This window comes from Streptomyces spiroverticillatus (assembly GCA_014650415.1).
In the GTDB taxonomy this organism is placed as follows: Bacteria; Actinomycetota; Actinomycetes; order Streptomycetales; family Streptomycetaceae; genus Streptomyces; species Streptomyces spiroverticillatus.
Map to the genome: position 1 here is coordinate 242093 of BMUX01000006.1, position 25397 is coordinate 267489.

At 71.1% G+C, this 25397-nt stretch carries 22 protein-coding genes and 1 tRNA gene; 7 read left to right on the forward strand and 16 right to left on the reverse strand.

What is annotated here, in order from left to right:
* The first annotated feature begins 157 nt into the window (after positions 1-157).
* A complete protein-coding gene (locus IE269_RS18350) occupies positions 158-1240 on the forward strand; it encodes a LacI family DNA-binding transcriptional regulator (RefSeq protein WP_189824079.1) in 1083 nt (360 codons plus the stop codon).
* A gap of 65 nt (positions 1241-1305) precedes the next feature.
* Here the strand turns inward: IE269_RS18350 and IE269_RS18355 are convergent.
* The 4 genes from IE269_RS18355 to IE269_RS43215 all read right to left on the reverse strand — a co-directional run bounded on the left by IE269_RS18355 (position 1306) and on the right by IE269_RS43215 (position 4364).
* Positions 1306-1378, reverse strand: a tRNA-His gene (locus IE269_RS18355).
* Positions 1379-1502: 124 nt separating this feature from the next.
* Complete coding sequence (orn, locus tag IE269_RS18360) at positions 1503-2114, reverse strand: oligoribonuclease (RefSeq protein ID WP_189824080.1); 612 nt, start codon at positions 2112-2114, stop codon at positions 1503-1505.
* A gap of 102 nt (positions 2115-2216) precedes the next feature.
* Positions 2217-3383, reverse strand: a complete 1167-nt coding sequence (locus IE269_RS18365) for a helix-turn-helix domain-containing protein (protein WP_189824081.1) — start codon at positions 3381-3383, stop codon at positions 2217-2219.
* Between the two features lie 546 nt (positions 3384-3929).
* The gene (locus IE269_RS43215; RefSeq protein ID WP_308436966.1) at positions 3930-4364 is read right to left on the reverse strand and encodes a hypothetical protein; all 435 of its coding nucleotides are present in this window, start codon (positions 4362-4364) and stop codon (positions 3930-3932) included.
* Positions 4365-4716: 352 nt separating this feature from the next.
* Here IE269_RS43215 and IE269_RS18375 point away from each other — a divergent pair, with 352 nt between their 5' ends.
* Together IE269_RS18375 and IE269_RS18380 are read left to right on the forward strand one after the other, a co-directional pair.
* Positions 4717-5262, forward strand: coding sequence for a universal stress protein (locus IE269_RS18375; protein WP_189824082.1), 546 nt, complete (start codon positions 4717-4719; stop codon positions 5260-5262).
* 178 nt (positions 5263-5440) lie between these two features.
* Positions 5441-6022, forward strand: a complete 582-nt coding sequence (locus IE269_RS18380) for an acetate uptake transporter (protein ID WP_189824083.1) — start codon at positions 5441-5443, stop codon at positions 6020-6022.
* A gap of 119 nt (positions 6023-6141) precedes the next feature.
* On the opposite strand, the gene glmS is transcribed toward IE269_RS18380, so the two are convergent.
* The 3 genes from glmS to IE269_RS18395 form a co-directional block, all read right to left on the reverse strand.
* Complete coding sequence (gene glmS, locus IE269_RS18385; RefSeq protein WP_189824084.1) at positions 6142-7959, reverse strand: glutamine--fructose-6-phosphate transaminase (isomerizing); 1818 nt, start codon at positions 7957-7959, stop codon at positions 6142-6144.
* Between the two features lie 28 nt (positions 7960-7987).
* On the reverse strand, positions 7988-8284 hold the full coding sequence (locus IE269_RS18390) for a hypothetical protein (RefSeq protein ID WP_189824085.1): 297 nt from the start codon (positions 8282-8284) through the stop codon (positions 7988-7990).
* Between the two features lie 110 nt (positions 8285-8394).
* A complete protein-coding gene (locus IE269_RS18395) occupies positions 8395-9273 on the reverse strand; it encodes a DUF4429 domain-containing protein (RefSeq protein WP_189824296.1) in 879 nt (292 codons plus the stop codon).
* Between the two features lie 126 nt (positions 9274-9399).
* Between IE269_RS18395 and IE269_RS18400 the strand changes: the two genes are divergently transcribed.
* Positions 9400-11067, forward strand: coding sequence for a beta-N-acetylhexosaminidase (locus tag IE269_RS18400; RefSeq protein ID WP_438817580.1), 1668 nt, complete (start codon positions 9400-9402; stop codon positions 11065-11067).
* 87 nt (positions 11068-11154) lie between these two features.
* Here IE269_RS18400 and IE269_RS18405 read toward each other — a convergent pair whose 3' ends face one another.
* From IE269_RS18405 to IE269_RS18430, 6 genes are all read right to left on the reverse strand, one after another.
* A complete protein-coding gene (locus IE269_RS18405; protein WP_189824087.1) occupies positions 11155-11991 on the reverse strand; it encodes a siderophore-interacting protein in 837 nt (278 codons plus the stop codon).
* Positions 11992-12222: 231 nt separating this feature from the next.
* On the reverse strand, positions 12223-13272 hold the full coding sequence (locus tag IE269_RS18410) for an ABC transporter substrate-binding protein (protein WP_189824088.1): 1050 nt from the start codon (positions 13270-13272) through the stop codon (positions 12223-12225).
* Between the two features lie 132 nt (positions 13273-13404).
* Complete coding sequence (locus IE269_RS18415) at positions 13405-14565, reverse strand: acyl-CoA dehydrogenase family protein (RefSeq protein WP_308436969.1); 1161 nt, start codon at positions 14563-14565, stop codon at positions 13405-13407.
* Positions 14566-14577: 12 nt separating this feature from the next.
* The gene (locus IE269_RS18420) at positions 14578-15513 is read right to left on the reverse strand and encodes a hydroxymethylglutaryl-CoA lyase (RefSeq protein ID WP_189824090.1); all 936 of its coding nucleotides are present in this window, start codon (positions 15511-15513) and stop codon (positions 14578-14580) included.
* Positions 15510-17492: an acetyl-CoA carboxylase biotin carboxylase subunit gene (locus IE269_RS18425; protein WP_189824297.1), complete on the reverse strand. Its 1983-nt coding sequence runs from the start codon at positions 17490-17492 to the stop codon at positions 15510-15512. Before IE269_RS18425 ends, IE269_RS18420 begins: the two co-directional genes overlap by 4 nt.
* Positions 17493-17509: 17 nt before the next feature.
* Positions 17510-19126, reverse strand: coding sequence for a carboxyl transferase domain-containing protein (locus IE269_RS18430; protein ID WP_189824091.1), 1617 nt, complete (start codon positions 19124-19126; stop codon positions 17510-17512).
* 272 nt (positions 19127-19398) lie between these two features.
* Here IE269_RS18430 and IE269_RS18435 point away from each other — a divergent pair, with 272 nt between their 5' ends.
* The 3 genes from IE269_RS18435 to IE269_RS18445 all read left to right on the forward strand — a co-directional run bounded on the left by IE269_RS18435 (position 19399) and on the right by IE269_RS18445 (position 22280).
* Entirely contained in the window at positions 19399-20781 is a 1383-nt protein-coding gene (locus tag IE269_RS18435; protein ID WP_189824092.1) for a DUF418 domain-containing protein, read from the forward strand.
* A gap of 22 nt (positions 20782-20803) precedes the next feature.
* Positions 20804-21412 (forward strand): SACE_7040 family transcriptional regulator, encoded by a 609-nt coding sequence (locus tag IE269_RS18440; RefSeq protein ID WP_189824093.1) that lies wholly within the window; start codon positions 20804-20806, stop codon positions 21410-21412.
* An 88-nt stretch (positions 21413-21500) separates the two neighbouring features.
* Complete coding sequence (locus tag IE269_RS18445; RefSeq protein WP_189824094.1) at positions 21501-22280, forward strand: phosphatase; 780 nt, start codon at positions 21501-21503, stop codon at positions 22278-22280.
* Here IE269_RS18445 and IE269_RS18450 read toward each other — a convergent pair.
* The 3 genes from IE269_RS18450 to IE269_RS18460 are packed head-to-tail and all read right to left on the reverse strand — an operon-like array spanning position 22250 to position 25308.
* Complete coding sequence (locus IE269_RS18450; RefSeq protein WP_189824095.1) at positions 22250-23233, reverse strand: cation diffusion facilitator family transporter; 984 nt, start codon at positions 23231-23233, stop codon at positions 22250-22252. The two genes, IE269_RS18445 and IE269_RS18450, sit on opposite strands and share 31 nt — an antisense overlap.
* 20 nt (positions 23234-23253) lie before the next feature.
* Entirely contained in the window at positions 23254-24126 is an 873-nt protein-coding gene (gene tesB / locus IE269_RS18455) for an acyl-CoA thioesterase II (RefSeq protein WP_189824096.1), read from the reverse strand.
* 24 nt (positions 24127-24150) lie between these two features.
* On the reverse strand, positions 24151-25308 hold the full coding sequence (locus IE269_RS18460; protein WP_189824097.1) for an acyl-CoA dehydrogenase family protein: 1158 nt from the start codon (positions 25306-25308) through the stop codon (positions 24151-24153).
* Positions 25309-25397: the final 89 nt, after the last annotated feature.

Consider the following 25397-nt stretch of genomic DNA (forward strand, 5'->3'; position numbering starts at 1 on the left):
TACGGTGGGAGCGCTCCCACGAGTGATGTGTTGAAGGTTCGCGGCTCCCCGCAGGGGTGTCAAGGCACCGGACAGCGAGACTTGGCGTCACAAGCATGCGGACACAGCCGACCATGGGGTGTCCGCACGCGCGGACGGGCCGGGAGGGGTCGATTCAATGGCGATACGGGAAACGGGCGGCCGGAACACCACGGCACGGGGCACACGCGGCGCGGGCCGCCCCACGCTGGAGGAGGTCGCCGCCAGGGCGGGCGTCGGCCGGGGCACGGTCTCCCGGGTGGTCAACGGCTCGCCCCGGGTCAGCGAACGCACCAGAGCCGCCGTCGAGGCGGCCGTCGCCGAACTGGGTTACGTCCCCAACCGTGCCGCCCGCGCCCTGGCCGCCAACCGCACGGACGCGATAGCCCTGGTCGTCCCCGAGGCGGAACACCGCTTCTTCGTCGAGCCCTACTTCTCCGACATCCTGCGCGGCGTCAACCACGCCCTCGCCGACACCGACATGCAGCTCCTGCTCACCATCGTCGGCAACGACCGCGACCGCGCCCGCCTCGCCCACTACCTGGCCGGCCACCGCGTCGACGGGGTCCTGGTCGTCTCGCTGCGCGCCGACGACCCCCTCCCCGACCTCCTCACCGACCTCGGCATCCCCGCCGTCATCAGCGGCCGGCGCTCCGCCGCCGAACCCCTCCCGTGGGTGGACGCCGACAACGTCTCCGGCGCCCGCCAGGCCGTCGCCCACCTGGCCGCACGCGGCCGCCGCCGGATAGCCACCATCACCGGCCGCCTGGACATCTACGGTGCCCGCTGCCGCCTGGACGGCTACCGCGACGGCCTCGCCGAGGCGGGCCTCGAGGCCGACGACTCCCTGATCGCCCCCGGCGACTTCACGGAGGAGGCGGGCCGCACGGCCATGGAGTCCCTCCTCGCCCTCCCCGAGATCCCCGACGCGGTCTTCGTCGGCTCGGACGTGATGGCGGTCGGCGCCCGCCAGGTCCTGCGCGAACGCGGCCTCCGGGTCCCCGAGGACATCGCCCTGGTCGGCTTCGACGACACCTCGATCGCCCGCCACATGGACCCGCCGCTGACGAGCGTGCGCCAGCCCATCGAGGAAATGGGCCGCCTGATGGCGCTGACCCTGCTCTCGGAAATAGCCAGGACCACGCTCCCGGTGGGCGTCCCGCGCCCGCCCCAGCCGCAGCTGATGCTCCCGACGGAGCTGATCGCCCGCACGTCGTCCTGACAGCGACAGGGGGCGGAAAACGACCAAGGCCCCGGTTCTTCCGAACCGGGGCCTTGACCCTTCAGGGTGAGTGACGGGACTTGAACCCGCGGCCACCTGGACCACAACCAGGTGCTCTACCAACTGAGCTACACCCACCATGACCGGTCTTGTACTGCGTTCTTCCGACCGGCTGAGAAAAAGTGTACAGGGTTCGCGAGGGTGCTCGCGCCCAGGTTTTCCGGGGCCCCTTCCAGGGCCCCCTCAACCTCCTGCTTGGCTCCTACTCGCCCCCCTCAGCAGGGATGACGTACTTGGCGGCGATCGCCTTCGCGGTGTCGGAGTCCGGCCCCGGCTGCGGCACGAAGACCGCCTCCCGGTAGTAGCGCAGCTCCGCGATCGAGTCGCGGATGTCGGCGAGCGCCCGGTGGTTGCCGTTCTTGTCCGGACTGTTGAAGTACGCCCGCGGGAACCAGCGCCGCGCCAGCTCCTTCACCGACGACACGTCGACGATCCGGTAGTGGAGGTACCCCTCCAGCTCCCGCATGTCCCGCGCGAGGAACCCGCGGTCCGTCCCCACGGAGTTCCCGCAGAGCGGAGCCTTGCCCGGCTCCTTCACATGCTCCTTGATGTACGCGAGGACCTGCGCCTCGGCGTCGGCCAGCGTCGTGCCGCCCGCCAGCTCGTCCAGCAGCCCGGAGGACGTGTGCATCTGGCGCACGATCTCCGGCATGGTCTCCAGGGCGGCGTCCGGCGGGCGGATCACGATGTCCACGCCGTCGCCGAGCACGTTGAGCTCCGAGTCGGTGACCAGTGCGGCCACCTCGATAAGTGCGTCGTCCGTCAGCGAGAGCCCGGTCATCTCGCAGTCGATCCACACCATGCGATCGTTCATGCGCCTCACCCTACGGCTCCCACCCCGCCTCCCGTGCCCCCAGGACGCATGCGGCGAGGGCCCGCCCCCCCCCGGTGGGGAGCGGGCCCAGGGCCGCGGGGCTCAGCCCCGGCGGGCGTACGCCTCGGGCTTGCCCGGGTCGGGGGCGGGGGCCGTGGCGCCCAGCGGGAGGGCGGCGGAGGCCGCCGCCGCCCGGCGGACCTGCTGCGGGACGGCGTCCGCCAGCGGGGCGCCCAGGGCGACGGGATCGCCCGCGGGACGCCGGGCCCGGTAGGCCGCCCGGTAGGCCGCGGGGGAGGACCCCAGCTGCCGCCGGAAGTGCCCGCGCAGCGCCACCGGGGAGCGGAACCCGCACCGTCCGGCGACCTCGTCGACCGAGTAGTCGGAGGTCTCCAGGAGCCGCTGCGCCTGCAGCACCCGCTGGGTGATCAGCCACTGGAGTGGAGCGCTCCCAGTGAGCGACCTGAAACGCCGGTCGAAGGTGCGGCGGCTCATGTACGCACGCGCGGCGAGCGTCTCCACGTCGAACTGCTCGTGGAGGTGCTCCAGCGCCCAGGCGACGACCTCGGCCAGCGGATCCGCCCCGATCTCTTCGGGTAAAGACCGATCGAGGTAGCGCTCCTGACCGCCACTGCGCCGGGGCGGCACGACGAGCCGGCGCGCCAGCGCGCCCGCCGCCTCCGTCCCGTGGTCGGTCCGCACGATGTGCAGACACAGGTCGATCCCGGCGGCCGTCCCCGCCGACGTCAGCACGTCGCCGTCGTCGACGAACAGCTCCCGCGGATCCACGTGCACCGACGGATAGCGCTTGGCGAGCGTCGGCGCGTACATCCAGTGCGTGGTGGCGGGCCGCCCGTCGAGCAGGCCGGCGGCGGCGAGCACGAAGGCCCCCGTGCACAGCCCGACGATCCGGGCCCCCTCCTCATGCGCCCGGCGCAGCGCCTCCAACGCCTGCGGCGGCGGCGGCGATGTGATGGACCGCCAGGCCGGTACGACGACCGTCCCGGCGCGACTCATCGCCTCCAGGCCGTAGGGCGCGGTGAGTTCGAGTCCCCCTGTGGTCCGCAGGGGTCCCTCCTCGCCGGCGCACACCAGCAGTCGATAGCGCGGAACCCCTGCGTCCTGCCGGTCGATGCCGAACACCGAGAGCGGGATGGAGCTCTCGAAGATGGGTCCCCCGCTGAATAGCAGCACCGCTACGATCTCCCGGCGGCGGCGCCCGGAGAGCTTCCGGGTGGCCTCCGGCGGTGCGGCCAAGTCCTGGCTCATGGCGCTAAGCCCCCCTCGCTGGTCGCGGCTCCCTGTTCGTGACGGGCCTGTCGCTCCTGCACACTGCTCCTCGAAGTCGCAGTCCCTCTAGGTCCTGCACGGTTCCCCCGCCGTCGAATAACCCATGATCGAATCTACTGTGTTGCATGGCGCTGTCGTGACAAGTTCCTAAAGCGCCGCTATGTCGACATGGCAACTTGGCGTGAAGCATTCGATCAGGAAGCGTTCCACTCCCGGGCCCCGCAGGGAAGTGCGCCTTTCGCTCATGGCCCGTCCCCGTAGGGTGCGCGGGCCGCCTGCGGTCCTTTCTTCCCTGGTGGCAGCAGGGTTGGCAGGCCATTTCGCCAAGGGTGGGGGAGGTCGGCGAAGTTGGCTGAAAAACTACGGGCGCGCATGTGCGATCCCGTCACTCACCCGGCGCACAACCCTGCGAAGAGCGCGTGATTCCGTTGATTCTTCACGCATTGTTCTCGTTTTGGGGCCGTGTGGAACGCGACCGGGAGTCGACCGAAACCGGTTGTGCGACCGGTGTTTGCCGGACAGCCCCTACCGGCCGCCGCGATGCGCTCCGGAACCGGTGCGGCTGTGCCGTCCGCGGTGGGTGCCCGCCTGGAGTTCCTCGGCGAGATCGCGGGCGGCGATCCGCTCGGAACGGCGCAGCAGGAGCCGGCAGACGACGGTGACGACGGCGAGCCCGCCGGCCGCGAGCGCGGCGCCGCCGGGCGGGGCTCCGTACACGAGGAGCACGACGGGGACGAGCAGACAGCTGAAGGCGGCCCAGCGGACCAGATCCGCCACCGAGCCGGAAGGGGCTGCCGGTGCGGGGTCCGCCCCGGCGGACGCGGGATGCCCGTGTGCGCCAGGCGCACCGTGGGAGCTGTGGGACGAGGGGGAGCCGTGTGACCCCTGGTGGTGGTGCGTCCCGTGGGGCCGGTCGCGTTCGTAGTCGTACGGAGACGGGAAGGGCGAGGGGCCGGGCACGGGGCTACCTCCTCCGGGGCTGGGGGTGCGGGCGGAACCTGATCAACGAACGGGCCACCCGTACGGTCACGTTGCCCCGCGTCCGTACGGACCAGCGGCAGACGCCTGTACGGGGCAGCGGGCATTGCGATAAGGCCCCGGGTCGTGCATGCTCCAGGAACCCCGCGGCCAAGCGGGGTCTGGGCAGTGGAGGAGTGCGGCCGTACCCTTGGGGGTATGGGCTTGGGAAGATGATTCCCGGACAGCTCCGCCGTCGCAGGGCTGTCACCCGTCCCGTCGCACCACCTGTTCCGCCGTCCCTTCCACCCGCTCCTTATGTCAGCTCCTTGAGGATTCAGACGCCGAGACACCGATGGCCGGTCACGAAACTCCCGAACCCGCGGACCGCAAGCAGGTCGCCGATCCCCGCGCCGAATACGGTGCGGAGCGCAGCGGTGACCTCTACGCGCTGGAAGAGCCGCGTCATTCCTGCGATCCCGCCTTCCGGCACGGTGTCGTCGTCGGCTTCGACGGCTCCACCTCCAGCGAGCGGGCGCTGGCCTACGCCATCGGCATGGCCCGAAGGCTCGGCCAGGGGCTGATCATCGTCCATGTCGCCAACCGGCTGCCGACCACGGTGTGGGCGGGCTGCGAGCCACCGGTCTTCGTGGACGTCCCCGACCACCGCACCGAGGTCCTCGGCCTCGAACTGGCCTGTGCGGACTACCTCGCCGAGGTGCCGTGGATCCTGGTCGAGCGGGGCGGCGACATCTGCCACGAGCTGGAGGAGGTCGGCCGGGAGTACGAGGCCGACGCGATCGTGGTGGGCTCCACCCAGGGCATCGTGGGACGCCTCTTCGGGTCGGTCGCGGGGCGGTTGGCGAAGCGGGCGCAGCGCCCGGTCGTCGTCATTCCGTAACGTTCCGTCAGTTTGAGTGCCCTGTAGGGCAGTTGGCGCATCCGCGCCCTTGACGTATTGCCGCGATTTCCCAAACTACCGCCGCGTAGGGGTGATTTGTGACCTTGTAAAGGGTAGATAAAGGTCGCTGGGAACACAGCAGAAGCGCAGCAACACTGCACGTGAAGGGAGCCCCGCCGTGGACAACGACGTCTCTGCGGGAAGCACATCGGCCTCCGCCTCCACTCTCGGACACCTCGCCCTCGGACTGACCCTGCTGGCCTTCGGGCTGGGTCACACCGGCGTCTTCGACGGCATCACGGCGGCGAGCGCCGCCACGGTCGCCATGTTCGTCGGCGGCATCACGCTCTTCGTCGCGGGACTCCTGGAGTTCCGGGGCGGCGATTCGTTCAACGGGACGGCCTTCGTCGGCCTTGGCGCCTTCTGGTTCACCTGGGGCGCCGCGTCCGGGGACACCGCGCTCAGCGGCGACGCGGCGGGTCTCTTCCTGCTGCTCTGGGCGCTGTTGGCGCTCAGCCTCACCCTGGGAGCAGCCGGCGGCGGTCTGCTCCCGCAGGTGATGTACGGGCTGCTGTTCGTGTCCCTGCTCCTGCTGGGCATCGCCCAGTTCGCGGAGCTCGGGACGCTGGCGAAGGTCGCGGGCTGGGTGGCCGCCCTCTCCGGGCTCCTCGCCTGGTACGGGGCCACGGCGGCGTGGGCGAAGTGGCCCACCGCCCTGCCGGGCCGCGCCGCGGGCCGGGGCGTGACGGCAACCGGCTGACAGCAGGTCAGATGCCAGAGCGGGGCCGGTAGTTGGGCGACACCGGCCCCCGGCGAGGAGAAGGGCCCCGTACGGCCGTGGTGGCGGCGTGCGGGGCCCTTCTCGTATGCGTGACGGACCTACTCGACCGTGACGGACTTCGCCAGGTTGCGCGGCTTGTCGATGTCGCGGCCCATCGCCAACGCGGTGTGGTAGGCGAGGAGTTGGAGCGGGATGCCCATCAGGATCGGGTCCAGCTCGGGCTCGTTCTTCGGCACCACAATGGTGTGGTCGGCCTTTTCCTGCTCGCGGTGGGCGACCGCCAGGATCCGGCCGCTGCGGGCCTTGATCTCCTCCAGGGCGGCGCGGTTCTTCTCCAGCAGGTCGTCGTCCGGGACGATGGCGACGGTCGGCAGGGCGGGCTCGATGAGGGCCAGCGGACCGTGCTTGAGCTCGGAGGCGGGGTAGGCCTCGGCGTGGATGTAGGAGATCTCCTTGAGCTTCAGGGAGGCCTCCAGGGCGACCGGGTAGCCGCGCACACGCCCGATGAACATCATCGACTGGGCGCCCGCGTACGCCTCGGCGATCTCCTTGACCTTGTCCTCGTCGCGGAGGATCTCGGAGATCTGCTCGGGCAGCTTGCGCAGGCCCTCGATGATCCGCTTGCCGTCGGAGACCGACAGGTCGCGGATGCGGCCCAGGTGCAGGGCGAGCAGCGCGAAGGCGACGACGGTGTTGGTGAAGCACTTGGTGGAGACGACGCAGACCTCGGGGCCCGCGTGCACGTACACGCCGCCGTCGGCCTCGCGGGCGATGGCCGAGCCGACCACGTTCACGACGCCCAGCACGCGGGCGCCCTTGCGCTTGAGCTCCTGCACGGCGGCCAGCACGTCGTACGTCTCACCGGACTGGGAGACCGCGATGTACAGGGTGTCGGGGTCCACGACCGGGTTGCGGTAGCGGAACTCCGAGGCGGGCTCGGCGTCGGCGGGGATGCGGGCCAGGGACTCGATGAGCCCGGCGCCGATCAGACCCGCGTGGTACGACGTGCCGCAGCCGAGGATCTTGATCCGGCGTACGCCGCGGGCCTCGCGGGCGTCCAGGTTCAGGCCGCCGAGGTGCACGGTGGAGAAGCGGTCGTCGATGCGGCCGCGCAGCACGCGGTCCACGGCGTCGGCCTGCTCGGAGATCTCCTTGTGCATGTACGTGTCGTGGCCGCCCATGTCGTACGACTCGGCCTCCCACTCCACGGTGGTCGGCGTCGAGGAGGTGGTCGAGCCCTCGGTGGTGTACGTGCGGAAGTCGTCGGCCTTCAGGGTCGCCATCTCGCCGTCGTCCAGGGTGACGATCTGGCGGGTGTGCGAGACCAGGGCGGCGACGTCGGAGGCGACGAACATCTCCTTCTCGCCGATGCCGAGGACGACCGGGGAGCCGTTGCGGGCCACCACGATGCGGTCGGGGAAGTCGGCGTGCATGACGGCCAGGCCGTAGGTGCCCTCGATGTGGCGCAGCGCCTCGCGGACCTTCTCCTCCAGGGTCTCGGCCTGGGCGCGGGCGATCAGGTGGACGACCGTCTCGGTGTCCGTCTCGGAGGCGAAGACCACGCCGTCCGCGAGCAGCTTGGCGCGCAGGTCGTCGGCGTTGTCGATGATGCCGTTGTGCACGACGGCTACCTTGGACTCGCCGTCCAGGTGCGGGTGCGAGTTCTCGTCGGAGGGCGCGCCGTGGGTGGCCCAGCGGGTGTGCGCGATGCCGGTGGTGCCCGCGAAGCGCTTGGGGACCTTGGCCTCCAGGTCACGGACCCGGCCCTTGGCCTTGACCATGCGCAGGGCGGGCGTCTTGGGGGTGTTGATGACCAGGCCCGCAGAGTCGTAACCCCGGTACTCCAGGCGCTGGAGGCCTTCCAGCAGCAGGGGCGCGACGTCGCGCTTGCCGATGTAACCGACGATTCCACACATAAAAACTGTCCTCCGAGTTCAGGGGTGCTCAGCCGTAGACGATGCGCCGCAGCTGGCGCAGCGAGAGCTCCGGGGGTGCGACCGCGCGGTGCGGCAGCTCGGCGGAGATCCGGTCGAAGATCTCCGCGTTCACGAGGCCGCCGGACTGGAGCTCGCGGTGGCGGCGGCGGACGAACTCCTCGGTCGTCTCGTCGAAGTACGCCAGGACGTCGAGCACGACCCGGGCCGCTTCGCCGCGTGGCAGGGCGGTGGAGCGGACCAGGTGGTCGACGAGGTCGGCGTGCGAATACGACGACGAGTCGGTGGGTGTACGGCGTTCGAGCACTCGTCGATACTGGGGTAGTGGAACCCCTTGTGCAAGAATCCTGCCCGATATCGGGCAGGATTCTTCTTGATCGCGTTATTGGTACGTACTAAGGGGGTGGCGGGGAGTCGTCAGAGCTGCTTCAGGACCGCCTGCTTCGCCAGCGCGAACTCCTCGTCGGTGAGGATTCCGGACTGGTGCAGTTCGCCCAGCTCGCGCAGGCGGCGCAGCAGGGTGTCGTGGTCCTGGGCAGCCGGGGGTGCGTCCTGGGGGGCCGCCGTCAGGGCGGCGGGGGCGGTGTCCTCGGGGGCGTTCGGGTGCGGCAGCCTGGCCACCACGGCCGACGCCGCGAGCACCATCAGGGGGTCCTTCTTGAAGCCGTAGACCTCCACGGCGAACCGGTCGAGGGCGGGCTTGGCCGTGGCCGGCGAGTGCGCGGTCCGGAAGCGGAGGTATCCCTCCTCCAGGCCCATGGCGGGAAGCCACTCCACGGCCTGGACGTCCTTCAGGGGGATGGTCTGCGCGCCGCCGGAGGACTTGGCCTCCTCCGTCTTCCAGTTCCACTCCAGCCGGATCAGGTCGCCGTCGAAGGTGAGCGCGCCGTCGCCCGCGCCGACGGTCAGCGGGATGTGCGGCCCGCGCAGGAGGTAGCGGTCCACCGGTCCGCTGTCGACCTGTTCCAGGAGCAGGGCGTTGCGCACCGCTTCGACGAAGTAGTCGGCGGTGCCCTGGAGGTCCTTGCCGACCGTCAGCCGGTAGGGGTCCGAGGACTCGTCCAGCCGTCCGCCGGTGATCTGCGTCAGCGCGCAGGCGCCCTCCCGCATCCGCATCCTGAGACTCCCGGACTTGCGGCCCGGCTCGAAGGAGATGCCCGCCAGGGCCTGGAGCGGCACCACGACCTCGCCCAGTGTCCGGCGCAGCAGGCCGACGCCCTTGTCGCCCCCGGGAACGATTCGGACGGCGTCGCCGTCGAAGCTCCAGGTCCCGTCTTTCGAAATGATTTCCGCCATCGCCATACGGGGATTCTCGCACCGGGCCCGGTTGCGCCGGAGGTGTGAGGGATTGGTCTACACCCTTGACCGGACCGTGACGTGGCGGGTAGCCATGTCCTGCCGCACACGCACCGCGTACATGCCATGCACATGCCACATCCGCGATGCCCGTCGAAGGGACGCCTTGTGAGACACCGCCGTACGCTCCCCAGCCTTCCGCGCCTCCTCGCCCCGCTGCTCCTGGTCGCCGTCGCCGGTACGGGGGCCGTGGGCGCCGCCCCCGCGCCCGGCTCCGGTGCCGCCGCGAAGGCCGCCGCACCCCGGCCGCTGGGCCAGATCATCCCGGCCCCCGCCTCGGTGCGGGCGACCGGTTCCCCGTACACGATCACCTCGGGCAGCCAGATCCGGGTCGGCTCCTCCGCCGAGGCCCGCAAGGTCGGTGAGGCGCTGGCGCAGGTGCTGCGGCCGTCCACCGGGTATGCGCTGCCCGTCACCTCGACGGCCGGCACGAGCGGCATCCGGCTCGTGCTGGACGCGAACGACGTCTCGCTCGGCGCGGAGGGCTACCGCCTCCAGTCCGGCAGCAGCGGCGTCACGATCACCGCGAACAAGCCCGCAGGCCTCTTCCACGGCATCCAGACCCTGCGCCAGCAGCTCCCGGCGAACGTCGAGGCGAAGACGAAGCAGACCGGCCCCTGGCAGGTCGCGGGCGGAACCATCACCGACGTACCGCGCTACGCGCACCGCGCCGCGATGGTGGACGTCGCCCGGCACTTCTTCTCCGTCGGCCAGCTCAAGCGCTACATGGACCAGTTGGCGCTCTACAAGGTCAACAAGCTGCATCTGCACCTCTCCGACGACCAGGGCTGGCGGATCGCCGTCGACTCCTGGCCCAGGCTCGCCACGTACGGCGGCTCCACACAGGTCGGCGGCGGCCCCGGCGGCTACTACACCAAGGCCCAGTACAAGGAGATCGTCGACTACGCGGCCGCCCGCCACCTGGAGGTCGTCCCCGAGATCGACACCCCGGGCCACACCAACTCGGCCCTCGCCTCCTACGCGGAGCTCAACTGCAACAACGTCGCCCCGCCCCTCTACACGGGCACCGACGTCGGCTTCAGTTCCCTGTGCGTCGGCAAGGACATCACGTACAAGTTCCTGGACGACGTGATCGGTGAGATCGCGGCGATGACCCCGGGCAAGGTCATCCACATCGGCGGCGACGAGGCGCACTCCACGCCGCACGAGGACTACGTGAAGTTCATGGCGAAGGCACAGGCCGTCGTCGGCAAGTACGGCAAGACGGTGATGGGCTGGCACCAGCTCGCCTCCGCGAACCCGGTCAAGGGCTCGATCATGCAGTACTGGGGCACCGACTCCGAGGCCGCCGAGCGCAAGAAGGTCGCCGACGCGACGGTCAACAACGGGGTGAAGGTCGTCATCTCGCCCGCCGACCGGACGTACCTCGACATGAAGTACAACAAGGACACCAAGCCGGGCCTGAAGTGGGCGGGTTACGTCGAGGCGCAGCGCTCCTACGACTGGAACCCGGGCTCGTACATCGAGAACGCGGCGCCGGGCTCGGTGATCGGCGTCGAGGCGCCGATGTGGTCCGAGAACATCGTCAACTCCGCGGAGATGGACTACATGCTCTTCCCGCGCCTGCCGGGCGTCGCGGAGCTGGGCTGGTCCCCGGCGTCCACGCACAACTGGGACCAGTACAAGACGCGCCTGGCGCAGCAGGGGCCGCGTTTCACGGCGCTGGGCATCGACTTCTACAAGTCGCCGCAGGTGCCGTGGGTGACGCAGTAGTCGTTCGTCGTACTTCGTCGTACTTCGTCGTACGAGGGAGGGGTGCGCCGGGACCGTCCGGTGCACCCCTCCCTCCGTCTTCGGGGGTTACGAGACCTCGTGCTCGGAGGTGGCCTCGCGGAGGCCGTCCTCGGTGAGGCCCTGGCGCCAGTAGCCGGTGAAGGTGATGCGGCGGCGGTCGTACCCGCGGTCGCCCACGAAGTGCCGCCGCAGGGCGCGTACGCAGGAGGCTTCGCCGGCGATCCAGACGTACGGGGCGGGGGTGGCGGGGAGGTGGGCCGCGGCGAGGGCGTCGACGGGGGCGGGGGCGTTCTCGTCCCGGATCAGATAGGTGATCTCGGCGTCGGCCTCCGTCTTCAACTCGACGGCGTCGTCCGGGTGCTGGACGGTGATCCAGGCCCGGACGGGCATCCCGGCGGGCAGTTGCTCCAGGGCGGCGGAGGTGGCGGGCAGGGCCGTCTCGTCGGCCCACAGGATCACCTGGTCGGTGTCCTGGCCCGGCCGGAAGCGGACGCCGGTGTTGTCGGCGACGGCGGGCCCGAGGACGGCCACGCGCTGCCCCGGGGCGGCCTGTTCGGCCCAGCGGCAGGCGGGGCCGCCGTCGGGGTGCAGCGCGAAGTCGATGTCGAGCTCGGCGGGGTCGCTGCGCTGGGCGCGGGCGGTGTAGGAGCGCATGACGGCGCGTATGCCGTCGGGCATGTTCCGGTACGAGGTGAACCAGTCGGGGTCGGTCTCCGGGGGGAGCGCGGGCTCGTCCTGTCCGGGGTGCGGCAGGAAGAGGGAGAGGGACTGGTCCCGGCCGCCGGAGGCGAAGCCGTCCAGCCCGTGTGCGCCGTGGCCGCCGAAGGTGACGCGGAGGAGGGAGGGGCTGAGGCGCTCGGTGCGCAGGACGCGGAGGGGGAAGAGGCGGAAGGGGGTGGTCATGGGGGCCTCCTGGCGGGGTGCGGGCCTTGGCCGGGGTCGGGGGTGGGGATGGCTGCCCGGAGGGCATGCCATCAGGGGCGCGGGGAACTGCGCGACCAGCCACCCACCCAGCCGCGCGGCAAGCGCTTTAGGTGAAGGGGCGGGGCTGGGGCGAAACCCGGGGGGTCGGGGGCGGAGCCCCCGGAAGGAAGAGCAACCACCCACCGCCCCGCACGGAACCCAAGCCCCCCGTCAGGAGACCTTCTTGGCCGTCTCGATGGCCTTCGCCAGGTCCTCCAGGATCGGCGCGCACTTCGCGTAGGAGTAGATGGGCTCGGTGACCCGGGGAATCACCTGGCCCGCCTTGACCGCCGGCAGCCCCGCCCACGTCGGCTTGCCCGCGATGTCCTTCGGCTGGAGGACCGCCGAGCGGTTGTCCATCATGATGACGTCGGCCTTGTACTTGCCGACGTTCTCCCAGCTCAGCCCCTCGAAGAAGCCCGCCTTGTCGACCTTCGGCTCGACGAACTTCACGCCCAGCTCCTGGAAGTACAGCGTGTCGGCGCTCATCTTCGCCAGCGAGACGTAGAAGAGGTCGGCGGAGGCGGAACCGATCATCACCGTGATGTCGGGGTGCGCCTTGGCCGCCGCGCGCAGCCGCGCCGAGGCCTTCTCGAAGCGGGACTTGGCGTCCACGGTCTTCGGGGCCTTCAGGTCCGCGCCCAGCGACGCCGCGAGGCCGGCCCGGCGGGCGAGGGCCTTCTCCATGTTGGTGCTGGACGCCCAGAGGGCGACCTGCGGGGCGAGCGAGTAGATCTTCTTCGCGGAGCCCTCGGGCACGTACCAGAGCTTGTCCTTCTCCCACATGTCGGAGATCAGCAGCTCGGGCATCAGCTTGGCGTACTTCTCGACGTCGAACTCGCCGAAGGTGTTGCCGATGATCTCGACCTTGGAGATGTCCAGGTCGCCGGCCTGCACGTCGGCCTTGCCGTCCTTGCCCTTGGTGGGGCCGAAGACGCCCTTGACCTCGACGCCGTAGTCGTGGAGGGCGGCGGCCATGCCGGTGAAGGCGACGATGTTCTTCGGGACGGCCTTCGTCTCGGCCTTGGTCCCGCGGTCGTCGGTGAAGGACCAGGGGCCGGACTTCTCGCCGGCGCCGGAACCCGTGTCCGACTTGCTGCCGGAGGCCTTCTCGCCGCCGCATGCGGCCAGAGCGGCGCCGATGCCGAGCGCACCGCCGACGGCGAGCAGGCCGCGACGGGTGGGGCGGGAGAGGCGGGGCGAGGAGGACTTGGCGGACATGGGGGATCGCTTTCGTACGGGCGGAGGCCGGAAAGAGCCGGAACCGTGGATTCCTGGGAAGGTTAGCCTAACCTTCCGGGCCCCTCGGGAGGCTGTCCGGTTTCCGCCCGTACAAATGCGCACAAGAAGGGGTCAGGCGGACATCCCCAGTTCCCGCGCGATCAGCATCCGCTGCACCTCGCTCGTCCCCTCCCCGATCTCCAGGATCTTGGAGTCGCGCCACATCCGGGCCACCGGGTACTCGTTCATGAAGCCGTACCCGCCGTGGATCTGCGTCGCCTCCCGCGCGTTGTCGACGGCCACGGTGGAGGAGTACAGCTTCGCGATGGCGGCCTGCTTCTTGAACGGCTCGCCGTTCACCAGCCGCGACGCCGCGTCGTACCAGCCGATCCGGGCCATGTGCGCCCGCATCTCCATGTCGGCGATCTTGAACTGGATGGCCTGGTTCTCGCCGATCGCCTTGCCGAAGGCGTGCCGTTCCTTCGCGTACTTCAGCGATTCGTCCACACACCCCTGCGCGAGCCCGGTGGCCAGCGCCGAGATGGCGATCCGGCCCTCGTCGAGGATGCGCAGGAACTGGGCGTAACCCCGCCCCTCCTCGCCGAGGAGGTTCGCCGCCGGGACCCGGACGTCGGAGAAGGACAGCTCCCGCGTGTCCGACGAATTCCAGCCGACCTTGGAGTACGGGGCCGCGACCGTGAAGCCGGGGGTCCCCGACGGCACGATGATCGAGGAGATCAGCGGCTTGCCGTCCGGCTTGCGGCCGGTGACGGCGGTGACGGTGACCAGGGCGGTGATGTCGGTGCCGGAGTTGGTGATGAAGCACTTCGACCCGTTGATCACCCACTCGTCGCCGTCCCGGACGGCAGTCGTGCGGGTCCCGCCCGCGTCCGACCCCCCGTCCGGCTCGGTCAGCCCGAACGCGCCGAGCGTCTGACCGGCGCACAGCTTCGGCAGCCACTCCTGCTTCTGCTCCTCGGTGCCGAACCGGTAGATCGGCATCGCACCGAGCGAGACCCCGGCCTCCAGGGTGATCGCGACGGACGAGTCGACCCGGGCCAGCTCCTCCAGGGCGATGCCGAGCGCGAGGTAGTCGCCGCCCATGCCGCCGTACTCCTCGGGGATGGGCAGCCCGAACAGGCCCATGCGGCCCATCTCGCGGACGATCTCGTACGGGAACTCGTGCCGCTCGTACAGGTCGCCGATCTTCGGGGCGACGACGTCGTGCGCGAACTCCTCGACGGTGCGCCGGAGTTCTTCGTGCTCGGGGGAAAGGCGGTGGTCCATCGTCAGTCCTTGGGGGAGTCAGTCCTTGTGGGACAGGGCGCGAACGGTACGGGACGGGCTGGGTCGGCCCAGTTGCTCCGCCATCCACACGCTGGTGGCGGTGAGGGCGGAGAGATCGACCCCGGTGTCGATGCCGAGGCCCTGGAGCATCCACACCAGGTCCTCGGTGGCGAGGTTGCCGGTGGCGGACTTGGCGTACGGGCAGCCGCCGAGCCCGCCGGCGGAGGCGTCGACGGTGGTGACGCCGTGCCGCAGGGCGGCCAGGGTGTTGGAGAGCGCCTGGCCGTACGTGTCGTGGAAGTGGACGCCGATGCGGTCGGTGGGCACACCGGCGGTGTTCAACGCGCCCAGCAGGGAGGCGACTTGACCGGGCGTGGCGACGCCGATGGTGTCGCCGAGGCTCAGCTCGTCGCAGCCCATGTCGATCAGCGCCCGGCAGACCTTCACAACCTGCGCCTCGGGCACGGCCCCTTCCCAGGGGTCGCCGAAGCACATCGACAGATAGCCCCTGACCTGCGCGTCCGCCGCCTTCGCCCGGCTGACGACCGGCTCGAACATCGCGAGCGCCTCGTCGACCGTACGGTTCAGATTGGCCTTGGCGAAGGACTCGGTGGCGCTGGCGAACACGGCGACATGCCGGGCACCGAGGGCCAGGGCCCGGTCGAGACCCCGCTCGTTCGGTACGAGGACGGGGAGGTCGACGGTGTCCCCGAGGTCCTGGACCTGGGGGAACAGGGCTTCGGCGTCGGCGAGTTGGGGCACCCACTTGGGGTGCACGAAGCTCGTCGCCTCGACGGTGGTGAGGCCCGAGGCGGCGAGGCGGTGGATGAACTCCGCCTTCACCTCGGTCGGGACGACGCCCTTCTCGTTCTGGAGCCCGTCGCGGGCCCCGACCTCGTAAATCCTTACCCGGGCGGGGAGCCCGGGGGCGCGCACGACCATGGGAAGTGTCATTCTCCGTCCGCCTCCTCGTCCGGGGTGACCACGGCCAGCACCTGGTCCATCGCGACGGTGGCCCCCGCCTTCACGTCGAGTTCGGCGACGGTGCCCGAGTGGGGGGCGGAGATGACGTGCTCCATCTTCATCGCCTCGACGACGAGCAGGCTCTGACCTGCGTCGACGTGGTCCCCGACGGCCACCTTCACCACGGTCACCGTGCCGGGCATGGGCGCGGTGAGCGCGTCCGCGCCGGAGTGGGCGGAACCGGTGAGGGTGGCGGCGACCGGGTCGTACGCCGTCAGGTGCCAGGCGTCGCCGTCGCGGCCCAGCCACTCGCCGTGGTGGCGGAGGGTGTGGGTGAGGCCGCCGACCTCGACGGTCAGGGTGCCGTCCGAGGAGGTGCTCAGGCGGGCCGGGAGGGCTTCGGAGCCGTCGACGCTCACCTCGCCTGCGCGGACCCGTACCGTCACGGGCTCCTGCCCGGACGCCTTGAAGTGGTGGGCGGTCCAGGCGGGTTCCCCGCCGAGCCGCCAGCCGCTCGCGGAGGAGAACGGGTCCGTCCACCCCTGTGCCGGGCGCTCCAGCCCCGCCTGCGCCAGCAGCCCCGCCGCCGCGTACACCTCCACCGGGACACCCGCGTCGACCAGCGATTCCGCGTCCCGCTCCACCAGCCCGGTGTCCAGGTCGCCCGCCACCACGTCCGGGTGGGCGAGCAGGCGGCGCAGGAAGCCCGCGTTGGTCGCCACGCCCAGGGTCACCGTCTCCGCGAGGGCCGCGCGCAGTTTGCGCAGTGCGGTGGGGCGGTCGGGACCGTACGCGATGACCTTGGACAGCATCGGGTCGTACAGGCTGCCGACCTCCGTGCCGACCGAGAGGCCGGAGTCGGTCCGCACGCCGCTGCCCTGCGGCTCGTTGAGGGCGAGGATGGTGCCGCCGGAGGGGAGGAAGCCGCGCGAGGGGTCCTCGGCGCAGATGCGGGCCTCGACGGCGTGCCCGGTGAGGGTGATGTCGGCCTGCGCGAAGGGGAGTTGTTCCCCTGCGGCCACCCGCAGCTGCCACTCCACCAGGTCGATGCCGGTGATCAGTTCGGTCACCGGGTGCTCGACCTGGAGGCGGGTGTTCATCTCCATGAAGTAGTACGAGGACGGATCGTCGCCCGGCACGATGAACTCCACCGTGCCCGCACCGCTGTAGCCGCAGGACCGGGCCGCCTGTACGGCCGCCTCGCCCATCGCGGCCCGGGTCGCCTCGTCGAGGAGGACCGACGGGGCCTCCTCGATGACCTTCTGGTGGCGGCGCTGGAGGGAGCACTCGCGCTCGCCGAGGTGGACGACGTTGCCGTGCCCGTCGGCGAGGACCTGGATCTCGATGTGCCGGGGGCGGTCGATCCACCGCTCCACCAGGAGGGTGTCGTCGCCGAAGGAGGAGCGGGCCTCGCGGCGGGCGGCGGCGATCTCGTCCCCCAGGAGCGATGAGTCGCGGACCAGCCGCATGCCCTTGCCGCCGCCGCCGGCGCTCGGCTTGAGGAGGACCGGCATGCCGATCTCCCGTGCGGAGTCGGCGAGTTGGGCGTCCGTCAGGCCGGAGCCCGAGGAGCCGGGAACGACCGGCACACCCGCCGCCTTCACCGTCTCCTTCGCCCGGATCTTGTCGCCCATGAGCGAGATCGCGGAGGCGGGAGGGCCGATGAAGACGAGTCCGGCCGACGCGCACACGGACGCGAACTCCGCGTTCTCCGCGAGGAATCCGTATCCCGGGTGGATCGCCTGCGCGCCCGAGCGGACCGCCGCCTCGACCAGGCGGTCGATGCGCAGATAGCTCTCCGAGGCGGCGGGCGGCCCGATGCGTACCGCCGTGTCCGCCTCGTGGACGTGCCGGGCGTCCGCGTCGGCGTCGCTGAACACGGCGACCGAGCGGATGCCCAGCTCGCGCAGGGTGCGGATGACGCGGACGGCGATCTCGCCGCGGTTGGCGACCAGGACCGTGTCGAACAGGGAAGTCATGTGTCGTCTCACATCCGGAAGACGCCGAAGGCGGGGTCGGCGAGCGGGGCGTTGGCGCAGGCGGTCAGGGCGAGGCCGAGGACCTGGCGGGTTTCCATCGGGTCGATCACGCCGTCGTCCCACAGGCGGGCGGAGGCGTAGTAGGCGTTGCCCTGGGTCTCGTACTGGGCGCGGATCGGGTCCTTGAAGGACTCCTCGTCCTCCGCGGCCCACTCCTCGCCGCGGCCCTCGATCTGGTCGCGCTTGACGGTGGCGAGGACGGAGGCGGCCTGCTCGCCGCCCATGACGGAGATCTTGGCGTTGGGCCACATCCACAGGAAGCGGGGGGAGTAGGCGCGGCCGCACATCGAGTAGTTGCCCGCGCCGTAGCTGCCGCCGACGACCACGGTCAGTTTCGGTACGCGGGTGCAGGCGACGGCCGTGACCATCTTCGCGCCGTGCTTGGCGATGCCGCCCGCCTCGTAGTCGCGGCCGACCATGAAGCCGGAGATGTTCTGGAGGAAGAGGAGGGGGATGCCGCGCTGGTCGCACAGCTCGATGAAGTGCGCGCCCTTCTGGGCGGACTCGGAGAAGAGGATGCCGTTGTTGGCGACGATCCCGACGGGGTGGCCGTGGATGCGGGCGAAGCCGGTGACGAGGGTCTGCCCGTACTCCGACTTGAACTCACTGAAGCGGGAGCCGTCGACGACGCGGCCGATCACCTCGCGTACGTCGTAGGGGGTGCGGGAGTCGACGGGGACCGCCCCGTAGAGACCGGCCGGGTCGACCTTCGGCTCCTCGACTGCCGTGACGGTCCAGGGGAGTTGGCCGCGTGCGGGGAGCGTCGCGACGATGTTGCGGACGATGCGCAGGGCGTGGGCGTCGTCCTCGGCGAGGTGGTCGGTGACGCCGGAGGTGCGGGAGTGGACCTCGCCGCCGCCCAGCTCCTCGGCGGTGACGACCTCGCCGGTGGCGGCCTTCACGAGGGGCGGGCCGCCGAGGAAGATCGTGCCCTGGTTGCGGACGATCACGGCCTCGTCGCTCATCGCGGGTACGTAGGCCCCGCCGGCCGTGCAGGAGCCGAGGACGGCGGCGATTTGGGGGATTCCGGCGCCGGACATCCGGGCCTGGTTGTAGAAGATCCGGCCGAAGTGCTCGCGGTCGGGGAAGACCTCGTCCTGCATGGGGAGGAAGGCGCCGCCGGAGTCGACCAGGTAGAGGCAGGGGAGGCGGTTCTCGAGGGCCACCTCTTGGGCGCGGAGGTGCTTTTTGACCGTCATGGGGTAGTACGTTCCGCCCTTGACGGTGGCGTCGTTGGCGACGATGACGCACTCGCGGCCGGAGACCCGCCCGATTCCGGCGATCACTCCGGCGGCCGGGGCCTGGTCGTCGTACATGCCGTTCGCGGCGAAGGGGGCCAGCTCCAGGAAGGGGGAGCCCGGGTCCAGCAGGGTGTCCACCCGGTCCCGGGGCAGCAGCTTGCCGCGGGCGACGTGCCGGGCGCGGGACTTCTCGCCGCCGCCCTGCCGCGCGGTGGCGAGGCGGGTGCGGAGGTCGTCCGCGAGGGCCTGGTGGGCGGCCTCGTTGGCCTGCCAGGCGGGTGAGGAGGGGTCCGCGGTGCTGGTCAGCACCGGTGCTTCCTGCATGGTGTCGAGCTCCCTTGCCCGGGGGGTGTGCGGGGTGCGCGGGGGCGCGCGGAGTTAGTGAGCGTTAACCTTGTTGCGAGGTTAACGAGCGCTAACGGGTCTGTCCAGGGGGACTTGGGGGTGGGGGGTGCTGTTCCGGCCGGGGGCGCTGCCCCCGGACCCCCGGATTTCGCCCCGGTCCCGCCCCTTTCCCTAAAGCGCTCGCCGCGCGGCTTGTTTGTGGTTGCTCGCGCAGTTCCCCGCGCCCCTGAAGGGGCTGGGATCATTCGGGTATGAGTACGAACGACCCGACGGGGATACCGGGCCCCGCCCAGAGGCCGCCGCACCCCGTAACCGTCCAACCGGCCCCGCCTGCGGGGTTCGGGCCGCACCAGCCGCTCGCCGGGGGTGCCCCCTGGCCCCCGCATCCCCCGGCCCGGGATCCGCTTCCCGCGCTTCCCGCGCCCCGGCGGATCGTCGAGGTCGACGGGCTGCGCGGGTTCGCGTTGCTCGGGATTCTGCTGGTCAACGTGCTCATGATGAGCGGCGCGGTCGACATCGGCGGCGGGGCCGGGGCGGTCGCCGCAGGAGGCCCGGGTGCGGCCGAGGACGTCGGCGGTGGGGTCGACTCCGTCGTGGCGTGGCTGGTCGCGTTCCTCGTGCAGGGGAAGTTCTATCTGCTGTTCGCCTTCCTCTTCGGGTACAGCTTCACCGTCCAGATGGCCTCCGCCGAGCGGTCCGGGGCCCGTGTGGTGCCCCGCACCCTGCGCCGGACCGCCGGGCTCCTCGTCCTCGGGGTGCTGCACGCCGTGCTGCTGTTCAGCGGCGACATCCTCACCGCGTACGGGCTCCTCGGGCTGATCCTGCTCGCCTCCCGCAACGCCTCCCCGCGCGCCGCGCGCACCGCCGCGTACTGGGTGTGGGGCAGCTTCAGCGCGCTCCTGCTCCTGATGTCCGCGCTGATGGCGCTCGTCCCGCCGACCGCCGCCGACCTCGCCGAGGGCGACGCCGACTCCGCCGCGCTCGCCGCCGCCTACCGGGGGTCCTTCGGCGACGTCCTCGGTGCGAACCTCGACCAGTTGCCGTTCGTGCTCCTCGCGGCCGTGCTCGGCACCGGGACGATCCTCCCCGCGTTCCTGTTCGGGCTGGCCGCCGGGCGCTCCGGCTGGTTCGACCGTACGGACCCGGCCAAGCTGCTCCGTACCGTACGCATCGGACTCGCCGTCGGCGTGCCCACCGCCGCACTCGCCGCGACCCTGGAGCTCGGCGCCGTGCGCTGGTCGATGCTCGGCTCGGCGCTGGGCGTGCTCACCGCCCCGGCGCTCACGGCCGCCTACCTCGCCGGGATGCTGCTCTTCTTCCGCACCCGCCCCGGCCGCCGTGTCCTCGCGGTCCTCGCCCCGGCAGGGCGCATGTCCCTGACGAACTACCTCACCCAGTCGCTGGTCATGGCGCTGGTCTTCACCGGGTACGGGTTCGGGCTGTACGGGAAGCTGGGGGTCGCGGTGCCGGTGCTGATGGCCCTCGTCCTGTACGGGGTCCAGCTCGCCGTCAGCGGACCCCTGATGCGGCGCCACCGGCACGGGCCGGTGGAGTGGCTGCTGCGTGCGGTCACGCTCGCCGGACGGCCCGGCGGCCGGTCCCGGCAAGATGTCGGTCAAGTTAACGAGCGCTAACGCACCGGTCTAGAATGCTGCCATGAGCACCCAAGCCGCCCCCGGCGGAACCTCCCGGGTCGCGGCCCCCACCCGCCGCGAGCAGATCCTCAAGGAAGCCGCGCGCCTCTTCGCCGAGCGCGGCTTCCACGGGGTCGGCGTCGACGAGATAGGCGCGGCGGTGGGAATCAGCGGGCCGGGACTCTACCGGCACTTCCCCGGCAAGGACGCGATGCTCGCGGAGCTGCTGGTGGGGATCAGCGAGCGGCTGCTGGAGGGGGGCCGGGCCCGGGTCGCCGCCGCCCCCGAGGACCCGGCGGCGCTCCTGGCCGCCCTCGTCGACGGCCACATCGACTTCGCCCTCGACGACCGCCCCCTGATCACCCTGCACGACCGCGAGCTGGACCGGCTGCGCGACGCGGACCGGCGCCGGGTGCGTCAACTCCAGCGCCAGTACGTGGAGTTGTGGGTCACGGCGGTCCGCGACCTGCACCCCGCCACCCCGGAGTCGGAGGCCCGTGCGGCCGTCCACGCGGTCTTCGGGCTCCTCAACTCCACCCCCCACCTGGGCTCGGGCCTGCCCGGCCGGGGCGCCACGGAGGCGCTGCTGCGCCGGCTGGCCCATGGGGCGTTCGGGGCGCTGGGGGACTGAGGGGCCGGGAGGGGGCGGGCGCGCCCGCCCTCGTCCATCCGTCGGAACCCTCCGTGCGTCCGTGAACACGCCCGGCAGAATGGATCCCATGCCGATACTCAGCCGTGCCGCCCTCGTCGACCATCTCGTCCGCACCCGCATCGCGGGGGATGTGGCCACGCCCCGTGACAACAACCTGTCGCACTACCGCAAGCTCGCGAACGGCGACCGTCACTACTGGCTCGGCATCGAGCTGGGCGACCGGTGGGCCGACGAGCAGGACGTGCTGGCCGTCATGGCCGAGCGGTGCGGGGTCAGCGACGACCCCGAGCACCGGCACGGGCAGGACACCATCGACCCCGAGCTGACCGTCGACGCCCTGGACCGGGCGGCGGCCCGGCTGCGGAAGGCCGCCGCCGACCGGCAGCGGGTGCTGTTCGCGACCGGCCACCCCGGTGCGCTGCTCAACGTGCACGGCGCGACCGCGAGAGCCCTGCGGGACGCCGGGTGCGACGTGGTGCGGATTCCGGGCGGGCTCACGGCCGACGAGGGGTATGTGGTGCAGTTCGCCGACGTCGCCGTCTTCGAGCGGGGGGCCAGCCTGTGGCACACCCACTCGCCCGCGCCGATGACCGCGATCCTGGACGGCCTGGAGCGCAACGGTGAGCCGTTGCCGGACCTGGTCTTCGCCGACCACGGATGGGCCGGATGCGCGGGTCAGCGCGGGATCGACTCGATCGGGTACGCCGACTGCAACGACCCCGCCCTGTTCCTGGGCGAGGCCGAGGGGACCATGGCGGTCACCATTCCGCTCGACGACCACGTCGTGGACCCGTTCTTCTACGAGCCCATGACCGACTACTTGCTGGACGCCGCCGGCCTGCGCTGACCCCGGCGCGGGGTCGGGTCCAGGTAGACCCGGGCGATGGCCGGGTAGCGCTCGCGCAACTGCGCCTCCGCCTCCTCGCAGGCCCACTCCACCTCGGCCGCCGACGAGACGTCCCGGAAGTCGATCTTCGCGGCGACGAGGATCTCGGACGGGCCCTGGATCAGCGTCGTCAGCTCGATGACGTCCACGATGTGGGGTACGGAGAGCAGCTCCTCCCGTACCCCCGCCCGCATCTCCGGCGGCAGCGCCCGGCCGATCAGCAGTTGCGCGTTGCTGCGGCCCAGCACCCAGGCGACGTACGCCAGGAGCAGACCGATGAGGACCGAGGCGATGCCGTCCCAGACGCCGGAACCCGTCAGCTGGCCGAGCCCCAGGCCCGCCGCCGCGAGCAGCAGGCCGACGAGGGCCGCCGAGTCCTCCATGACGACCGCCTTGACCGCCGTGTCGGGGGTCAGCCGGAAGTAGCGGCCCACGGGTGCGCCCAGCCGGGCGGCCTCGGCGCGGATCTGCTGGATCCCCGTACGGAGCGAGTAGCCCTCCAGCAGGAAGGCGACGGCGAGGACGATGTAGGAGACCAGGGGGTTTCCGAGCTCCTCGCCGTGGGTGAGGGTGTGGATGCCGTCGTAGATCGAGAAGACCGCGCCGCCGACGAAGGTGGCGACGGAGGCGAGCATCGCCCAGATGTAGCGCTCCGGGCCGTGTCCCAGCGGGTGCTGGGCGTCGGCGGGCTTCTCGCTGCGTTTGAGGGCGGTCAGCAGGAGGAGTTCGGTGACCGTGTCGGCCACCGAGTGCGCGGCCTCCGACAGCATCGCGCTGGAGCCGCTGATCGCGCCCGCGACCGCCTTCGCGACGGCGATGCCGAGGTTGGCGACCGCCGCGACGATCACCGTGAAGGTGCTCTCGCCGCCGCCGGTGGATGCGGGTGCGCTGTCCGTGTTGTTGTCCTCCGCCATGGTTCGGACCGTATGCCCGATCAGCGCGGTACGCGAACGACGCCCTCCTGGATGACCGAGATCGCCAGCCGCCCGTCCCGGGTGTAGATCCGGGCCTGGCCCAGGCCCCGGCTGCCCGAGGCGGAGGGGGACTCCTGGTCGTACAGCAGCCACTCGTCGGCCCGGAAGGGGCGGTGGAACCACATCGCGTGGTCCAGGGACGCCCCGACGACGTCGCCGGTCGCCCAGCCGCCCCGGCCGTGCGCGAGCAGTACGGAGTCGAGGAGCGTCATGTCGGAGACGTACGTCGCCAGGCAGACGTGCAGGAGGTGGTCGTCGGCGAGCTTGCCGTTCGTACGGAACCAGACCTGCGAGCGCGGTTCGCGGGGCTCGCCGACCGTGGCGTACGGGGGCGAGTCGACGTAACGGAGGTCGATCGCGGCACGGGCCTCGAGCAGACGGTCCACCGTGCCCGGGTCGACGAAGCGGTCCGTGTAGCGGGGGAGGGTCTCGGCGGCCGTGGGGAGCGAGTCCGGGTCGGTCGACGGCGGCATCGGGGCCTGGTGCTCCATGCCCTCCTCGTACGTCTGGAACGACGCCGAGAGGTGGAAGATCGGCTGGCCGTGCTGGACCGCGACGACCCGGCGCGTGGTGAACGAGCGGCCGTCGCGGATCCGGTCGACCGTGTAGACGATCGGGGCCGACGGGTCGCCCGTGCGCAGGAAGTAGGCGTGGAGGGAGTGGGTGAAGCGGTCCTCGGGGACCGTCCGCCCGGCGGCGACCAGGGCCTGGGCCGCGACCTGGCCGCCGAACACGCGGGGGACGATGGCCGAGCGGCTCACGCCCCGGAAGATGTCCTGCTCGATCCGCTCCAGGTCGAGCAGATCGAGCAGGTTCTCAAGTGCCTTGTTCATGGCAGTAGTTGTACAGGGCCTCTTTTACAGGCCCATGTCCTTGGCGATGATCATCTTCATGACCTCGCTGGTGCCGCCGTAGATGCGGTTCACGCGGTTGTCCGCGTACAGGCGGGCGATCGGGTACTCGTTCATGAAGCCGTAGCCGCCGTGCAGCTGGAGGCAGCGGTCGATGACGCGGTGCGCGACCTCGGTGCAGAACAGCTTCGCGGAGGCGGCCTCGGCGGCGGTCAGCTCACCGGCGTCGAGCGCTTCCAGCGCGCGGTCGGCGACCGCCTCGGCGGCGTCCACCTCGGCCTGGCAGGCGGCCAGCTCGAACTTGGTGTTCTGGAAGGTGGCGACCGGCTTGCCGAAGACGGTGCGGTCCTGGACGTACTGCTGGGTGAAGCGGATGGCGGCCTTGGCCTGGGCGTACGCGCCGTACGCGATGCCCCAGCGCTCGGAGGCGAGGTTGTGGCCGAGGTAGCCGAAGCCCTTGTTCTCCTCGCCGAGGAGGTCCTCGACCGGCACCTTCACGTCGACGAACGCCAGCTCGGCGGTGTCGGAGGTGCGCAGGCCCAGCTTGTCGAGCTTGCGGCCGACCGAGTAGCCCTCGGACTTCGTGTCGACGGCGAACAGCGAGATGCCGAAGCGGCGGTCGTCCTCGCGCGGGGCGGAGGTGCGGGCGCAGACGATCACGCGGTCGGCGTGCACGCCGCCGGTGATGAAGGTCTTCGCGCCGTTGAGGACGTAGTGCGAGCCGTCCTCGGAGAGCTTGGCGGTCGTCTTCATGCCCGCGACGTCGGAGCCGGTGCCCGGCTCGGTCATGGCGAGCGCCCACATCTCCTCGCCGGTGACGAACTTCTCCAGGTACCGCTTCTTCTGCTCGTCGGTGGCGAGCATGAGGATGTAAGGGAGGCCCAGGAGGACGTGGACGCCCGAGCCGCCGAAGGTGACGCCCGCGCGGGCGGTCTCCTCGGTCAGGACCGCCTCGAACTTGTGCGTCTCCAGGCCGGCGCCGCCGAACTCCTCGGGCACGTTGATGCCGAAGACGCCCAGCTCGCCGAGCTTGTAGTAGAAGTCGCGGGGGGCCTGGCCTGCGGCGAACCACTCGTCGTAGACGGGGACGACCTCGGCCTCGATGAACGCCCGGAGGGTCTCCCGGAACGCCTCGTGGTCCTCGTTGAATACGGTACGGCGCACGTGACGCTCCCTCTGCGAGTGGTGATCCCTGTCCTTGAGCGAGGCCCGCCCGGCCGTGACCGCTAAGCGCTTGCTCAGATACCCGGCAA